The organism is Streptomyces sp. NPDC007084, from assembly GCF_040703595.1.
Classification (GTDB): domain Bacteria; phylum Actinomycetota; class Actinomycetes; order Streptomycetales; family Streptomycetaceae; genus Streptomyces.
The window spans coordinates 22,614-38,493 of sequence record NZ_JBEYFY010000002.1 but is presented as its reverse complement, the minus strand read 5'-3'; the positions used below and the strand labels follow the sequence as shown (position 1 = coordinate 38,493).

The window sequence follows — 15,880 nt, the reverse complement described above, 5'->3', positions numbered from 1 at the left end:
AGATGGCCATGCCGCTCCGGCAGTCCATGAAGGTCGCTGCATACCTGTTTGAACAGAAGCTCAGGAAGCGGGACAAGTTCGCCCTGCTCGTCGAGTTGGAACCGCTCTTCGCGTGCAACCTCGCCTGCGAGGGCTGCGGGAAGATCCAGCACCCGGCGGGTGTGCTCAAGCAGCGCATGCCCGTGGCGCAGGCCGTGGGCGCGGTCCTGGAGTCCGGTGCGCCGATGGTGTCGATCGCCGGCGGCGAGCCGCTGATGCACCCTCAGATCGACGAGATCGTGCGGCAGTTGGTGGCCAAGAAGAAGTACGTCTTCCTGTGCACCAACGCGATGCTGCTGCGCAAGAAGATGGACAAGTTCAAGCCCTCGCCGTACTTCGCCTGGGCCGTGCACATCGACGGGCTGCGCGAGCGGCACGACGAGTCGGTTGCCAAGGAAGGCGTCTTCGACGAGGCGGTCGAGGCCATCAAGGAGGCCAAGCGGCGAGGCTTCCGCGTCACCACCAACTCGACCTTCTTCAACACCGACACCCCGCAGACCATCATCGAGGTCCTCAACTTCCTCAACGACGACCTGAAGGTCGACGAGATGATGCTGTCGCCCGCCTACGCCTACGAGAAGGCGCCCGACCAGGAGCACTTCCTCGGTGTCCAGCAGACCCGGGAACTGTTCAAGAAGGCCTTCGCGGGCGGCAACCGGCGCCGCTGGCGGCTCAACCAGAGCCCGCTCTTCCTGGACTTCCTGGAGGGCAAGGTCGACTTCCCGTGCACCGCGTGGGCGATCCCCAGCTACTCGCTGTTCGGCTGGCAGAAGCCCTGCTACCTGATGAGCGACGGGTACGTGCAGACGTACAAGCAGCTCCTGGAGGAGACCGACTGGGACTCCTACGGTCGCGGCAAGGACGACCGGTGCGCCAACTGCATGGCGCACTGCGGCTACGAGCCGACGGCCGTCCTCGCCACCATGGGGTCCCTCAAGGAGTCCATCCGCGCCGCCCGTGAGACCTTCACGGAAAGCCGCGGGTGACGTCATGACCGCCGTTTCCTTGGGCCTCCCCGAGGTGCCGGTCCGGCCGATCGCGGAGCGCCGTGTCTCACGGCGCATCCAGGTCGGACCGGTGGCGGTCGGGGGCGGTGCGCCCGTGTCGGTGCAGTCGATGACGACGACCCGTACGTCCGACATCGGTGCCACCCTGCAGCAGATCGCGGAACTGACCGCGTCCGGCTGCCAGATCGTCCGCGTCGCCTGCCCCACGCAGGACGACGCGGACGCCCTCGCGACCATCGCCGCCAAGTCGCAGATCCCGGTGATCGCGGACATCCACTTCCAGCCGAAGTACGTGTTCGCGGCCATCGACGCCGGCTGCGCGGCGGTGCGCGTCAACCCCGGCAACATCAAGCAGTTCGACGACAAGGTGCGGGAGATCGCGAAGGCGGCGGGGGACGCCGGCATCCCGATCCGGATCGGCGTCAACGCCGGTTCGCTCGACCGGCGGCTGCTGGAGAAGTACGGCAGGGCGACGCCCGAGGCGCTCGTCGAGTCGGCGCTGTGGGAGGCCTCGCTCTTCGAGGAGCACGGCTTCCGCGACATCAAGATCTCCGTCAAGCACAACGACCCGGTGATCATGGTCAACGCCTACCGGCAGCTGGCCGCCCAGTGCGACTACCCGCTGCACCTCGGCGTGACCGAGGCGGGACCGGCGTTCCAGGGCACCATCAAGTCGGCCGTCGCCTTCGGGGCGCTGCTCTCCGAGGGCATCGGGGACACCATCCGGGTCTCGCTGAGCGCCCCGCCCGCCGAGGAGTGCAAGGTCGGCATCCAGATCCTGGAGTCGCTCGGCCTGCGGCAGCGGCGCCTGGAGATCGTCTCGTGCCCGTCCTGCGGGCGCGCCCAGGTCGACGTCTACAAGCTGGCCGACGAGGTCAGCGCCGGGCTGGAGGGGATGGAGGTCCCGCTCCGCGTCGCGGTCATGGGCTGTGTCGTCAACGGCCCCGGCGAGGCGCGGGAAGCGGACCTCGGGGTCGCCTCCGGCAACGGCAAGGGCCAGATCTTCGTCAAGGGCCAGGTCATCAGGACCGTACCCGAGTCGAAGATCGTGGAGACCCTCATCGACGAGGCGATGAAGCTCGCCGAGCAGATGGAGAAGGACGGCGTCGCCTCCGGCGAACCGGCCGTCACCGTGAGCTGATCAGCACGGACCGAGAGGGGGCCCGACGTGACGAGGCTGGAGAACATCCGGGGACCACGCGACCTGAAGGCGCTGTCCGAGCCGGAACTCGGGGAACTGGCCGAGGAGACAAGGGAGTTCCTGGTGCACGCGGTCGCCAGGACCGGCGGGCACCTCGGGCCCAACCTGGGAGTGGTGGAACTGTCCATCGCCCTCCACCGGGTCTTCGAGTCGCCGGTCGACCGCATCCTGTGGGACACCGGCCACCAGAGCTATGTGCACAAGCTGCTGACGGGGCGTCAGGACTTCTCGAAGCTGCGCGGCAAGGGCGGCCTGTCCGGCTACCCCTCCCGCGAGGAGTCCGAGCACGACGTCATCGAGAACAGCCACGCCTCCACGGCGCTCGGCTGGGCCGACGGGCTCGCCAAGGCCCGCCAGGTGCAGGGGGAGAAGGGGCACGTCGTCGCGGTGATCGGCGACGGCGCCCTGACCGGCGGCATGGCCTGGGAGGCGCTGAACAACATCGCCGCCGCCAAGGACCGCCCGCTGATCATCGTCGTCAACGACAACGAGCGGTCCTACGCGCCGACCATCGGCGGCCTCGCGAACCACCTCGCCACGCTGCGCACCACCGACAGCTACGAGCAGGTCCTCGCCTGGGGCAAGAAGGTCCTCCAGCGCACGCCCCTGATCGGCAAGACCGTCTACGAGTCGCTGCACGGCGCGAAGAAGGGCTTCAAGGACGCCTTCGCGCCACAGGGCATGTTCGAGGACCTCGGGCTCAAGTACGTCGGCCCGATCGACGGCCACGACATCGGCGCCGTGGAGTCCGCGCTGCGCCGGGCGAAACGCTTCCACGGGCCCGTCCTCGTCCACTGCCTGACCGAGAAGGGCCGCGGCTACGAGCCCGCGCTCGCCCACGAGGAGGACCACTTCCACACCGTCGGGGTGATGGACCCGCTCACCTGCGAGCCCCTCACCCCGTCCAACGGACCCTCCTGGACCTCGGTGTTCGGCGAGGAGATCGTCCGGATCGCGGAGGAACGCCCGGACGTCGTGGCCATCACCGCCGCCATGCTGCACCCGGTGGGGCTCGGCGCGTTCGCCGCGAAGTTCCCGGACCGGGTGTGGGACGTCGGCATCGCCGAGCAGCACGCCGCCGTCTCCGCGGCCGGCCTCGCGACCGGCGGACTGCACCCCGTCGTCGCCGTGTACGCCACCTTCCTCAACCGGGCCTTCGACCAGCTCCTCATGGACGTCGCCCTGCACCGCTGCGGGGTCACCTTCGTCCTCGACCGGGCCGGCGTCACCGGCGTCGACGGCGCCTCCCACAACGGCATGTGGGACATGTCGGTCCTCCAGGTCGTGCCCGGCCTCAGGATCGCCGCGCCGCGCGACGCCGGCCAACTGCGGGCCCAGCTCCGGGAGGCGGTCGCCGTGGACGACGCGCCCACCCTGGTCCGCTTCCCCAAGGAGTCCGTCGGACCGACGATTCCCGCGGTGGACCACGTGGGCGGACTCGACGTGCTGCACCGGGGCGAGCGCCCCGAGGTGCTGCTCGTCGCGGTGGGCGTGATGGCCCCGGTCTGTCTGCAGACCGCGGAACTCCTGGAGGCCCGCGGCATCAACTGCACCGTGGTCGACCCGCGCTGGGTCAAACCCGTCGACCCGGCGCTGCCCGGACTCGCCGCCGAACACGCCCTGGTCGCCGTCGTCGAGGACAACAGCCGGGCGTCGGGCGTCGGCGGCGCCGTCGCGCTGGCCCTCGGGGACGCCGAAGTCGACGTGCCGGTACGGCGGTTCGGCATCCCCGAGCAGTTCCTCGCGCACGCCAAGCGGGCCGAGGTGCTGGCCGACATCGGGCTCACGCCGGTGGAGATCGCCGGGCGCATCAGCGCCGGCCTGGCCGCCGGAGGCGAACGGGCCCGGGCCGCCCACGAGATGTCGAAGGCCGCCGACGCGCCGGCCCGGAACGAGTCGTCCAAGGAGAAGAAGGAATGACCGACCCAGCACAGAAGGGGGAGTTCGACCTCGGCGCGCTCCTCGCCGAACGCGGAGCCGAGCGCTACGAGCTGCACACCAAGTACCTGAACCACCAGCTCCCGCGCATGCTGCACACCATCGGCTTCGACAAGGTGTACGAGCGGGCCGAGGGCGCCCACTTCTGGGACGCGGACGGCAACGACTACCTGGACATGCTCGCCGGGTTCGGGGTGATGGGCTTCGGCCGCCACCACCCCGTCGTCCGGCGGGCGCTGCACGACGTCCTCGACGCCTCGCTCGCCGACCTCACCCGCTTCGACTGCCAGCCGCTGCCGGGCCTGCTCGCCGAGCGGCTGCTCACCCACAGCCCGCACCTGGACCGGGTGTTCTTCGGCAACAGCGGCACGGAGGCGGTCGAGACCGCGCTCAAGTTCGCCCGGTTCGCCACCGGCAGGCCGCGCGTCCTGTACTGCTCGCACGCCTTCCACGGGCTGACCACCGGCTCCCTGTCCGTCAACGGCGAGGACGGCTTCCGCGACGGCTTCGCCCCACTGCTGCCCGACACCGCCGTCCCGCTCGGCGATCTCGACGCCCTGGCGCGGGAGTTGAAGAAGGGCGACGTCGCCGCGCTGATCGTGGAGCCGATCCAGGGCAAGGGCGTCCACGAGGCTCCGCCCGGATATCTGCGCGCCGCCCAGGAGTTGCTGCACCGTCACAAGGCGCTGCTCATCGCCGACGAGGTGCAGACGGGCCTCGGGCGGACCGGCGACTTCTACGCCTACCAGCACGAGGAGGGCGTCGAACCGGACCTGGTGTGCGTGGCCAAGGCGCTCTCCGGCGGCTATGTGCCGGTCGGCGCGACCCTCGGCAAGGACTGGATCTTCAAGAAGGTCTACTCCTCGATGGACCGGGTCCTCGTCCACTCGGCGAGCTTCGGCTCCAACGCGCAGGCCATGGCGGCCGGCCTCGCCGTGCTCTCCGTCATGGAGAACGAGCAGATCGTCGCGAACGCCCGGGCCACCGGCGAGCGGCTCAAGGACCGGCTGACAGCGCTGATCGACCGGTACGAACTGCTCAGCGACGTACGCGGCCGGGGACTGATGATCGGCATCGAGTTCGGGCGCCCCAAGTCGATCAAACTGCGGGGCCGGTGGACCATGCTCCAGGCCGCGCGCAAGGGGCTGTTCGCGCAGATGGTGGTCGTCCCGCTGCTCCAGCGGCACCGTATCCTCACCCAGGTCTCCGGCGACCACCTGGAGGTCATCAAGCTGATCCCGCCACTGGTCGTCGACGAGGCGGACGTCGACCGGTTCGTGGAGGCCTTCACCGCCGTGATGGACGACGCGCACAGCGGTGGCGGACTGATGTGGGACTTCGGGAAGACCCTGGTGAAGCAGGCGGTCGCGAACCGCTGACGCTTTTTGCCTCCGGGGCAAGAAAATTGCCCCGGAGGTAATTCTCGGGCTCAATGGGTATATGAGTCCCGCCGATCCGGGAACGGCCGCCGAGCCGCCCGCCGACCTCTTCGCCGAGCTGTCCGACGGGCGAGCCGCCGACCCGTCCGCCGAGCCGCCTCACGACCCTTCCGCCGGACTGCACGCCGTGGCGCCCCAGCTCCGCGCGCTGCGCCGGCGCGCCGCCCTCACCCTGGAGGCCGCCGCCCGCGCCGCCGGACTCTCCCCGGCGCACCTCTCCCGGCTGGAGACCGGTCAGCGCCAGCCCTCGCTGCCGATGCTGCTCGCCGTGGCCCGCGTCTACGGTACGACGGTCTCCGAACTGCTCGGCGAGACGGCCGCCGACCGCGACGCCGTCGTACGCGCCGCCGACATGGAACCGACCCCGGCCGGCGGCTGGACCTACTGGCAGGCCGGCTCCGCCGGGCGCGGTATGCAGGCGCTGCGGGTCCGCGTCCCCTACGGCTCGCAGGGCGACATCGTGCGGGTCCATCCCGGCGAGGAGTGGCTGTACGTCCTCGAAGGGCGGCTCCGGCTGCGCCTCGGCGACACCGCGCACCTGCTCGCACCCGGTGACAGCGCGCACTTCGACTCGCTGACCCCGCACCGCATCGCCGCCGCCGATCGCACCGGCGCGGCACTCCTGTTCGTCCACACCCTGCTGCAGAGCCCGACCGCCGCCCTGTGCCTCGGGCCGGCGGCGGGCCACCCGACCCCGGGAGAGACCTCATGACCGAGCCCACCGAACCGCCGAAGCGGTCCATGGAGGAGAAGTTCCCGCGCGCCCTGTGGGTCCGGCTCATCATCTACGTGGCCGTCGGCCACCTCTTCGCGGCCTTCATCTACCTGCTCTTCACCCTGGGAGCGCAGAACCAGTAGCCGCCGGCCCGCGCTCCGGCCCGGCGCGAAGGCGCGGCTCAGGAGACGCCCGGCTCAGTCGAGCAGGTGCTCGCGCAGCCGCTCGCGCAGCTCCGGGGTCAGCCCGAGGCCCTTCTCCAGGTAGGGGTCCACCCCGCCCCAGGTCTCCTCGACCGTCTCGAACGCCGCCGTCAGATACTCCGCGCGCGCGTCGAAGAGCGGGCTGAGCAGCTCCATGACCTCGGGGGAGTAGGCGGAGGCGGCGGAGCTGCTGCGCCGCACCTTGTAGCGCCGGTGCGTGGCGTTCGACTCCAGGTAGTCGGTGAAGATCGCGTCCCGCTCGACACCGAGGGCGAGCAGGGTGATCGCGATCGACAGTCCCGCGCGGTCCTTGCCGGCCGCGCAGTGCATCAGCGCGGGCACACTGTCCCGCGCCATCGAGAGCAGCACCCGGGAGTGCTCCGCCGTGCGCTCCTTGATGATCGAGCGGTAGGAGCCGATCATGCGGTCCGCGCCCTTGCCGTCACCGAGGATCGCCCGCAGCTGGTCGAGGTCGCCGTCGCGGACCATCTTCCAGAACTCGCTGCCGTCCGCCGGGTCGGTCAGCGGAAGGTTCACGTTCCGCACGCCGGGCAGCTCGACGTCCGGGCCCTCCAGCTTTTGGTCCGCCGCGTTGCGGAAGTCGAAGATCGTGTGGAGTCCCAGCGAGGCGAGGAACGCGGCGTCCTCCTCGGTGGCGTGCGCGAGGTGGCCGCTGCGGAACAGCCGGCCCGGGCGCACCCGCCTGCCGTCCGTGGTGGGCAGGCCGCCCACGTCGCGGAAGTTGCGAACTCCGGCGAGCTCGGGCTCGGTCGACGGGACCTGCTGCGTCACGGGGGCTCCTCATCTTCGGCCGCCACTCGCCATCGGGCGGACCCGGTCGGCGCCCGGCGGCTGGTGTCTTCGGTCGCGCTCCCGACGATACGACATGCGTTCCTGGTGCATTGAGTTGTCCACAGGCGTTGCCTCCCGCCCACGACAGCGCCGAAGATGTTGATCCCTGAGCGCACCTGTTCGGATCTGTGGGGGACTGATGATCGAGATCGGCGCGGCCGGCCGGACCTGGCTCCTCACCGGCCCGACCAGCGGCTACGCACTCCACCTCACCGAACGCGACGAACTGCTCCACCTGCACTGGGGCCCGCGGATCACGCTCGCCGACGCCGAGGCCCTCGCCGCCCGCCCGGCACCGCCCTACCGCCCCTTCGAGTCCCCGCTCGACGGACGCGAGGAGTACCCCGTCGAGGGCGGCCCCCGTTTCGTCCGGCCCGCCCTCTGCGTACGGACCGCCGAGCGCCGCGGCACCGAGTGGCGCTTCGAGGACGCGACGGTCCAGGACGACGAGCTGCGGCTGCGCTTCCGTGACGCCGGCCTCGGCATCACCCTGCACTACCGGCCGCGCGGCGATGTGCTGGAGCGCCGGGTCACGCTCGTCAACGACGGGCCCGGCGACCTGGAGCTGCTGCGCGCCGACTCCGCGACCTGGACCCTGCCCGAACGCGAGGGCCGGCGGCTGTCCCAGCTCCACGGCCGCTGGGCCGCCGAGTCCCGGCTGACGCGCTCACCCCTCACCTACGGCGAGCAGGTCATCGGCAGCCGCCGCGGGCACACCGGCCACCAGCATCTGCCCTGGGTCGCCCTCGACAGCGAGGCCACCGAGGAGAGCGGCGAGGTGTACGGCTGCGCGCTCGGCTGGTCCGGCTCCTGGCGGATCTTGGTCGCCCAACTCCCCGACGGGCGCGTGCAGATCACCGGCGGTGCCGGACACGACGACTCCGGCCTGCTGTCCCTCGCCCCGGGGGAGACCTTCACCACGCCGGTCTTCGCCGGGCTGTGGAGCGACGGCGGGTTCGGCGGCGCCAGCCGCGCCTGGCACGCGTACCAGCGGACGTACGTGATCCCGGACGCGGAGCGGGACCGGCCGGTGCTGTTCAACTCCTGGGAGGCCACCACCTTCGACATCTCGGAGGAGCGACAGCGGGCGCTCGCCCGGCGGGCCGCCGGGATGGGCGTCGAACTGTTCGTGGTCGACGACGGCTGGTTCGGGGCCCGCACCAGCGACCGCGCCGGACTCGGTGACTGGACCCCCAACCCGGACCGCTTCCCCGCCGGTCTCACACCGCTCGCCGACGACGTTCACGCCCTCGGCATGGGGTTCGGGATCTGGGTCGAGCCCGAAATGGTCAACCCCGACAGCGACCTCTACCGCGCCCATCCCGACTGGGTGCAGCACCAAACGGGACGAACCAGGACGGAGTTCCGTAATCAGCTCGTCCTGAACCTCGCCCGGCCGGACGTTCAGGAGTATCTCTGGGAGCGGCTGGACGCGCTGCTCGCCGGCGCGCCGATCGACTATGTGAAATGGGATTTCAACCGGTCCTTCACGGATGCCGGCTGGCCGGGTGAGCCCTATCCGCAAAAGCTCTGGACGGCCCACGTCGAGGCCTTCTACGCCCTGCTCGACCGGCTGCGCGCCGCACACCCCGGCGTCGCCTTCGAGTCGTGCTCCGGTGGAGGCGGCCGTGTCGACCTCGGCGTCCTGGCCCGTACCGACCAGGTGTGGACCTCGGACAACACCGACCCGCTCGACCGGCTCGCCATCCAGCACGGCTTCAGTCAGATCCATCCGGCGCGGGTCATGGCGGCCTGGGTCACGGACAGCCCGAACAACCTGCTCAACGGCAGGGTCAGCAGCCTGCGCTTCCGCTTCGTGAGCGCCATGGCCGGGGTCCTCGGCGTCGGCGGCGATCTCGCCCGGTGGAGCGAGGAGGAGCTGGCCGAGGCGCGGGACTGGGTCGGGCTCTACCGGGAGATCAGGCCGGTCGTGCAGCGTGGCGACCTCTACCGGCTGCGGCCCCCGGCGGGCGGGCTGAGCGCCACGCAGTACGTCCTCGGGGACGAGGTGGTGGTCCTCGCCTGGCTCCAGGCGCAGCACTACGGAGAGCACCCCGCCCCCCTCAGGCTGCGCGGACTCGACCCCGCGGCCGGCTATGAACGGGTCGAAACGGGCGAAATCCACCGAGGTGCCGTGCTGCTGCACCACGGCCTGCACAGCGGGCTGCGCGGCGATCTCGACGCGACGGTCATCCGGCTGCGCCGTATCTGACTGTTCTGTCCGAAATGGCACCTTCATTCCAACTGGCCCTGGAATAGGGCGAGGTGGGTCCGGGGGCGTGAGCAGGGTCATATTCGTGACGATGCGTTGCCGTCGGCATTTCTCAACGCACCCTTGAATTCGGGCGGATTGAAAGGCCGTAAAGATCGTCATTCCACGGAGGGTGACGGTGAATTCCGCATGGATCAAGAAAGGTGAGCGTCCGGAATCCGCGGCTGGTTGTCGACGCGCGCTCATCTCGCTTACGTTCTGCCTCAATCCGGACGGACGCCCAATCCTGCCGCCGCCCGGAATCCACTCACCCGTACACGGCAGGAGCGGGGGACCCACAGGTTCCGTGCCTGGTCCGGACTCCGGAACAGGCTAGGGGTACAGCCGCGCAGCAGCGCGGCCGGGCATCTCCAGCCCGCACCCGACAGCTCACCTCGCAGGCGCCGGAGAGGAATTCGCCATGCCCGCGAAGGGTAAGCACCGCCGTCCCAAGTCCCTGCGTTTCACCCGCTCGATCGCCGTGGCCGGAACCGGTGGCGCCGCGCTCGCGCTGCCCCTGATGGGAGCCACCGGCGCCCACGCCGCGACGCCGGCCGCCGCCGTCGCGCAGCACACCCAGAAGACCGCCACCGTCACCCCGGCCGCCGCGAAGGCCGCCGCGACGACGACGTACGCGGTGAAGGCCGGCGACTGCCTCGCCAAGATCGCCGACGAGCACCACGTCACCGGCGGCTGGAAGAAGATCTACTCGGACAACCGCTCCGCCATCGGCGGCGACCCGTCCCTGATCCACCCCGGTCTGAAGCTGTCGCTCGGCGCCAAGGCCGCCGCCCCGAAGGCCGCCGCCCCGGCGAAGCCCTCGGCAGCCAAGCCCTCCGCCGCCAAGCCCGCGGCCCAGAAGGCCGAGCCGGTGAGCGCGCCCGCCAAGCCGGCCGCCGCCGACAACGGCTCGGGCTACACCCTCCCCGTGGACGGCGCCGTCATCGGCACCAACTACAAGGTGGCGGGCAGCATGTGGTCCAGCGGCTACCACACCGGCACCGACTTCGTCGTCCCGACCGGCACCACCATCAAGGCCATCGCCGCGGGCACCGTCGTCTCCGCAGGCTGGGGCGGCGCCTACGGCAACCAGGTCGTCATCCAGCACGCCGACGGCAAGTACTCGCAGTACGCCCACATGTCGGCCCTGTCCGTCTCGGCGGGCCAGACCGTGACCGAGGGCCAGCAGATCGGCCTCTCCGGCGCGACCGGCAACGTCACCGGACCGCACCTGCACTTCGAGGTCCGCACCACGCCCGACTACGGCTCGGACATCGACCCGGTCGCCTACCTGCGCTCGCACGGTGTCGCCGTCGGCTGACCCCTGGCACCGCACCCGCCCGACCTGCTCCTGACGGCAGGACAGCCATCGAAGGCCGGACCCCACGATCCGTGGGGTCCGGCCTTCGATGTTGGTCGCGGCTGCCTCAACACCCCTGATGAGAGCCTTATTCCACGGTTGACCAACACTTGACGAGTGGCCTATCTCACCGGCCGTCAACCCTTCCCTACGGTCGCGTAGCTCACATCCGAAGGTGAATCATGGGCCGACGTGGCAGACGATTCGAAGAGTGACGACAGATCAGTGATCGGGTCGTACGTGGCGGTGGGGGACAGCTTCACCGAGGGCGTCGGCGACCTGGGGCCCGACGGGGCTTTCGTCGGTTGGGCGGACCGCTTCGCGGTACTGCTCGCGGACCGGCGGCCCGAGGGCGACTTCAACTACACCAACCTCGCCGTGCGCGGCAAACTGCTCGACCAGATCGTCGAGACCCAGCTCGTCCGCGCCAAGGAACTCGGCCCGGACCTGGTCTCCTTCTGCGCGGGCGGCAACGACATCATCCGGCCCGGCACCGACCCCGACGAGGTCGCGGAGCGCTTCGAGCGAGCCGTCGCCGACCTCACCTCGGCCGTCGGCACGGTCATGGTGACCACCGGCTTCGACACCCGGGGCGTACCCGTGCTCAAGCATCTGCGCGGCAAGATCGCCACGTACAACGGCCATGTGCGGGCCATCGCGGACCGCTACGGCTGCCCGGTGCTCGACCTGTGGTCCCTCAAGACGATCCAGGACCGCCGCGCCTGGGACGGCGACCGGCTGCACCTCTCGCCCGAGGGGCACACCCGGGTGGCGCTGCGCGCCGGACAGGTGCTCGGCCTGGAGGTGCCCGCCGACCCGGACCAGCCCTGGCCGCCCCTGCCGCCGCGCGGCACCTTCGAGGTGCGGCGCGACAACATCCAGTGGGCGCGCGAGTACCTGGTGCCCTGGATCGGCCGCCGGCTGCGCGGCGAGTCCTCCGGCGACCATGTAGCCGCCAAGGGCACGCTCTCCCCGGACGACATCAAGATGCGCATCGAGTCGGTGGCCTGAGCGGGCGTACCGAGCCGGCGGTCCTGGGCGTCGTAGGTCCTGGACGGTCGTATCGAGCCGGTGGCCCGAGCGGCCACGCGACGCTCACGCACCCCGGGTCCTTCGGGCCCGGGGCCGACTTGTCGTCTGCCGTGCGGACGCCGCGCCCGGGAGGCGAACGGGCGAACCCCGCCCCGGACCACGTTCGCGCCGGGCGGGCGCCCGCCCCGGGCGCGCTGTCCTCAGCGGACTCCCGCCACCAACTGGGCCCGCTCCAGGCCCAGTTCGCGGGCCAGGGCGTCATCCGCCCACTCCAGGGTGCGGGCCCGGGAGACCGTGCCGCCGTAGGCGGTCATCTGGACGGCGAGACCGTCCAGCAGCGCGGTCAGACGCAGGGCCGCGGCCACGGGGTCCGGGCAGTGGAACTCGCCCGCCGCGACACCCTCCGCGATCACCTCGGTGAGCGCGGCCTTCCACTGGCGGTCCAGATCGCGGGTGACCTCCAGCAGGGCCGGCTCGCGCAGCGCGGCGGCCCAGCCCTCGATCCACAGACGCCAGCCCTTGGCCGCACCCGTGGGCGCGTACCAGCGCACCGCCGTCCGCAGCCGCCGCAGCGCGGTGGTGCGGCGGCCGAGCAGCTTGCGCAGGTGGGCGAGATCGTCCTCGGCGGCGTGGGCGAACGCGGCGGCGACCAGCTTCTCCTTCGTCGAGAAGTGGTACAGGACGAGCGCGTTGCTCACACCGAGGGACGAGGCCACGTCGGCGATCCGCACCGCCGCCACGCCCCGCGCCTCGATCTGCTCGACGGCGGCCCGCAGCAACTCCTCGCGCCGCTCCGCCACGCTCAACCGCACTCTCGCCACGCGGCAACCCTACACAGCCGGTCCCCGCGCGGTCGGACACGAGTTCGCGTCATCCGTACCAGCCGAACCGCTCCGCGATGACCGGCAGCCGGTCGGCGGCGATGGCGTGGGCGGCGGCCCGCGGTGTCGTCCCGTCGGCCTCCGCGCGGGCGAGCGTCCGGTCGACGAGCGCGCGCATCGAGCGCCGGATGCGGGCGAACGCCTCGTCCGCGTCGGCGCCGATGTCGCCGAACAGCGTCCACCACCACCAGGCGTTCGTCGCGGAGTTGACCACCACGTCCGGCAGCACGGTGACCCCGCGCGCCGCGAGCTGCTCCTCCGCGTCCGCCAGTACGGGCATGTTGGCCGCCTCGACCACCCAACGCGCCCTGATCCCGGCCTGGTTGGCCGCGTCGATCACATAGGAGACGGCGGCCGGCACCAGCACCTCCGCGTCGGCGGACAGCCAGGCGTCGCCCGGGAGTTCGCGGTCACCGGGGCGCAGCACCGCGCGGTCGACGGTCCCGTACGCGTCCCGCGCGGCGAGCAGCGCCTCGACGTCGAGGCCGTCCGGGTTGGCGACCGTCCCCTTGACGTCCGCGACGGCCACCACCTTCAGTCCCGCCCGGCCGAGGAACCGCGCCGTGGCCCCGCCCATCGTGCCGAGCCCCTGCAACGCCACCCGCGTCCCCGCGTACGGGACCCCGGCCCGGTCGAGCGCCGCGAGCACCGACTCGGTGACACCGCGGCCGCCGGCCAGTTCGTCGAGGCCGATGCCGTCGACCTCGACCGCGAAGGCGTCCGCGAGCCGTCGCCGGGCCGCCGTCTCGTCGTCGAGCAGCGGGTAGACCGCCTGGACGGTCGAGACGAGTCCGACTTCGCCGGCGGCCCGGTCGATCAGGTCCTGGGAGAGGCCGAGGTCCTCACCGGTCGTCCAGCAGGACTCGATGTAGGGGCGCATGGCCGTCAGATACCGCACCAGCAGGCCGTACGCCGCCGGGTCCCGGGGGTCGCAGTCGATGCCGCCCTTGGCGCCGCCCAGCGGGACGTACCGCCCGTCCGGGTCGTAGTGCAGCGCCTCCTTCATGGTCATCCCCCGGGCGAGCCCGGCGACCTCCGCCGGCGTGCACCCGGGCCGCATCCGCAGGCCCCCGCTCGCCACACCCCGCACGAGCCGGTCGACGACGAGGAACCCCTGACGTCCGGTGACGTGGTCCGTCCAGGTGAGCGACATCAGGGGGGCGGTCATGGGGTCTCCTCGGGGACGGGCGTCCCGGTGGTGCCGGGGTGCGCAGGGGGCCTGCCTGCGGATCGGGGATCATTACTGAACCATGGTTCAGTATCGAAACCGGTGTGGCGTCCTGTCAACGCGCCGGGTGCGTGCGTGGGCGCGTGGGTGCGCGGGTGCCCGGGCGCTCTGGAGCGGGCGTGCGGCGCGGTGCGGGCATCGCCCTCGGGGCGAGCCGTGGCAAGGCCCTCGGGGTCGAGCCGTGGCAAGGAAGGAGCTTTGCCCGGGACGGAAGAAGCGGACGGGTGCCGGGGTTGAGGAGACACAGGCCCGGGCGCACGGACATCGCGTCGTGACCGGGGCGACGCGGCGCTGTCAGAGGCGACGACCATAATGAAAGCCTGACCGACTCCTTCTGGAGGTACCCGTGACCGGTTTCCGTACCCTGAGCTCCGGGCTCCGCACGCTGCGGCCCGCCGCCTTCGGCGCGGATCCGGGCGGTGCGCGCCTGGAGCGCATCCGCAGATCACCGAACTTCGCGGACGGCGTCTTCCAGAACCCGGAGAGCGCCCGCACCCGGCCCGACGGCTCGATGCTGGAGTTCGCGAAGGTCTACTTCCGCAAGGAGGAGCGCCTGCACCGCTCCCCGGAAGGGACCGTCCCCGTCCACCCGACGACGGTCGCCGACCTGGCCCGGCCCGCCGCGACCGGCCTGCGGCTCACCTGGATGGGCCATTCCAGCGTCCTCGCCGAGATCGACGGGCACCGCGTGCTCTTCGACCCCGTCTGGGGCGAGCGCTGTTCCCCCTTCGCCTTCGCGGGACCCAAGCGGCTGCACCCGGTGCCCCTGCCGCTGGCCGCGCTCGGCCCGGTCGACGTCGTGGTCATCTCCCACGACCACTACGACCACCTCGACCTGCCCACGATCAAGGCCCTGGCCGGCACGGACACGGTGTTCGCCGTCCCGCTCGGCGTCGGCGCCCACCTGGAGCGCTGGGGCGTCTCCGCGGACCGCCTGCGCGAGCTGGACTGGAACGAGTCGGCGAAGGTCGGCGGGATCACTCTGACGGCGACACCGGCCCGGCACTTCTGCGGGCGCGGCCTGCGCAACTTCCAGCACACGCTGTGGGCCTCCTGGGTGGTCGAGGGCGACGCCCACCGGATCTACCACAGCGGAGACACCGGCTACTTCCAGGGCTTCAAGGAGATCGGCGCGGCCCACGGCCCGTTCGACGCCACGATGATCCAGATCGGCGCCTACAGCGAGTACTGGCCGGACATCCACATGACGCCCGAGGAGGGCATGCGCTCCCACCTCGACCTCCAGGGCGGGCGGCCCGCCGGCGTGATGATGCCGATCCACTGGGCCACCTTCAACCTGGCCAACCACACCTGGGCCGACCCGGGCGAGGGCACCGTGGCCGCCGCCCGCGCGGTGGGCGCGAAGGTCGCCCTGCCGCGCCCCGGCGAGCCCTTCGAGCCCACCGCCGAGACCGTCCCCTCGGAGCTCTGGTGGCGCGCCGTGGCCCGTACGCCGCGGGGCGGCTGGCCGGTCCACGCGGAGGCCGTGGCGGACACACCCGGTGACGTCGTGGCCGGCGCCGCGGACGGCACGGGAGACCCCGAAGCGGTGCCCGCGGGCTGACGAACCCGTCGACGGCGAGGGCCGAGGAGCTATCCGCTCCTCGGCCCTCGCCGTCTGTTCGTGACCGCTTCCGACCAGGTCCGATCGGATGCGCGGCTGCTACGAACGAGTGTCCGACGAAGTTATCGGTCAGCCGTACGAAGCCTCATATCAGAGCGGGACCTCGACCG

The 15,880-nt window shown here is 71.4% G+C and carries 13 protein-coding genes and 1 riboswitch; of the genes, 10 read left to right on the top strand and 3 right to left on the bottom strand.

Features of this window, described 5'->3' with window-relative positions:
- The first annotated feature begins 2 nt into the window (after nt 1-2).
- The 6 genes from hpnH to AB0912_RS02090 all read left to right on the top strand — a co-directional run bounded on the left by hpnH (nt 3) and on the right by AB0912_RS02090 (nt 6,482).
- Nucleotides 3-1,025 (top strand): adenosyl-hopene transferase HpnH, encoded by a 1,023-nt coding sequence (gene hpnH / locus AB0912_RS02115; RefSeq protein ID WP_366695787.1) that lies wholly within the window; start codon nt 3-5, stop codon nt 1,023-1,025.
- 4 nt (nt 1,026-1,029) lie between these two features.
- Nucleotides 1,030-2,187 (top strand): flavodoxin-dependent (E)-4-hydroxy-3-methylbut-2-enyl-diphosphate synthase, encoded by a 1,158-nt coding sequence (gene ispG / locus AB0912_RS02110; protein ID WP_366695785.1) that lies wholly within the window; start codon nt 1,030-1,032, stop codon nt 2,185-2,187.
- 27 nt (nt 2,188-2,214) lie between these two features.
- Complete coding sequence (gene dxs, locus AB0912_RS02105; protein WP_366695783.1) at nt 2,215-4,167, top strand: 1-deoxy-D-xylulose-5-phosphate synthase; 1,953 nt, start codon at nt 2,215-2,217, stop codon at nt 4,165-4,167.
- Nucleotides 4,164-5,564 carry an aspartate aminotransferase family protein gene (locus AB0912_RS02100; protein ID WP_366695781.1) on the top strand — a complete coding sequence of 467 codons (1,401 nt, stop codon included), beginning with the start codon at nt 4,164-4,166 and terminating at the stop codon, nt 5,562-5,564. The genes dxs and AB0912_RS02100 overlap by 4 nt, the downstream gene beginning before the upstream one ends.
- 61 nt (nt 5,565-5,625) lie before the next feature.
- Entirely contained in the window at nt 5,626-6,336 is a 711-nt protein-coding gene (locus tag AB0912_RS02095; RefSeq protein WP_366695779.1) for an XRE family transcriptional regulator, read from the top strand.
- Complete coding sequence (locus AB0912_RS02090) at nt 6,333-6,482, top strand: DUF6126 family protein (protein ID WP_366695777.1); 150 nt, start codon at nt 6,333-6,335, stop codon at nt 6,480-6,482. Before AB0912_RS02095 ends, AB0912_RS02090 begins: the two co-directional genes overlap by 4 nt.
- Before the next feature lie 54 nt (nt 6,483-6,536).
- On the opposite strand, the gene AB0912_RS02085 is transcribed toward AB0912_RS02090, so the two are convergent.
- Nucleotides 6,537-7,334, bottom strand: coding sequence for a tyrosine-protein phosphatase (locus tag AB0912_RS02085; protein ID WP_366695775.1), 798 nt, complete (start codon nt 7,332-7,334; stop codon nt 6,537-6,539).
- Between the two features lie 199 nt (nt 7,335-7,533).
- Here AB0912_RS02085 and AB0912_RS02080 point away from each other — a divergent pair, with 199 nt between their 5' ends.
- The 3 genes from AB0912_RS02080 to AB0912_RS02070 all read left to right on the top strand — a co-directional run bounded on the left by AB0912_RS02080 (nt 7,534) and on the right by AB0912_RS02070 (nt 12,016).
- Complete coding sequence (locus AB0912_RS02080; protein ID WP_366695773.1) at nt 7,534-9,606, top strand: alpha-galactosidase; 2,073 nt, start codon at nt 7,534-7,536, stop codon at nt 9,604-9,606.
- Nucleotides 9,607-9,889: 283 nt separating this feature from the next.
- Nucleotides 9,890-10,062, top strand: a riboswitch (cyclic di-AMP (ydaO/yuaA leader).
- Nucleotides 10,063-10,066: 4 nt separating this feature from the next.
- Entirely contained in the window at nt 10,067-10,966 is a 900-nt protein-coding gene (locus AB0912_RS02075; protein WP_366695771.1) for a LysM peptidoglycan-binding domain-containing M23 family metallopeptidase, read from the top strand.
- A 264-nt stretch (nt 10,967-11,230) separates the two neighbouring features.
- The gene (locus AB0912_RS02070; protein WP_366696264.1) at nt 11,231-12,016 is read left to right on the top strand and encodes an SGNH/GDSL hydrolase family protein; all 786 of its coding nucleotides are present in this window, start codon (nt 11,231-11,233) and stop codon (nt 12,014-12,016) included.
- Nucleotides 12,017-12,237: 221 nt separating this feature from the next.
- Here AB0912_RS02070 and AB0912_RS02065 read toward each other — a convergent pair whose 3' ends face one another.
- The gene (locus AB0912_RS02065) at nt 12,238-12,858 is read right to left on the bottom strand and encodes a TetR/AcrR family transcriptional regulator (protein ID WP_366695769.1); all 621 of its coding nucleotides are present in this window, start codon (nt 12,856-12,858) and stop codon (nt 12,238-12,240) included.
- Between the two features lie 49 nt (nt 12,859-12,907).
- Complete coding sequence (locus AB0912_RS02060; RefSeq protein ID WP_366695767.1) at nt 12,908-14,086, bottom strand: Glu/Leu/Phe/Val dehydrogenase dimerization domain-containing protein; 1,179 nt, start codon at nt 14,084-14,086, stop codon at nt 12,908-12,910.
- 406 nt (nt 14,087-14,492) lie between these two features.
- Between AB0912_RS02060 and AB0912_RS02055 the strand changes: the two genes are divergently transcribed.
- Nucleotides 14,493-15,710 carry an MBL fold metallo-hydrolase gene (locus AB0912_RS02055; protein WP_366695765.1) on the top strand — a complete coding sequence of 406 codons (1,218 nt, stop codon included), beginning with the start codon at nt 14,493-14,495 and terminating at the stop codon, nt 15,708-15,710.
- The last annotated feature ends 170 nt before the right edge of the window (nt 15,711-15,880 follow it).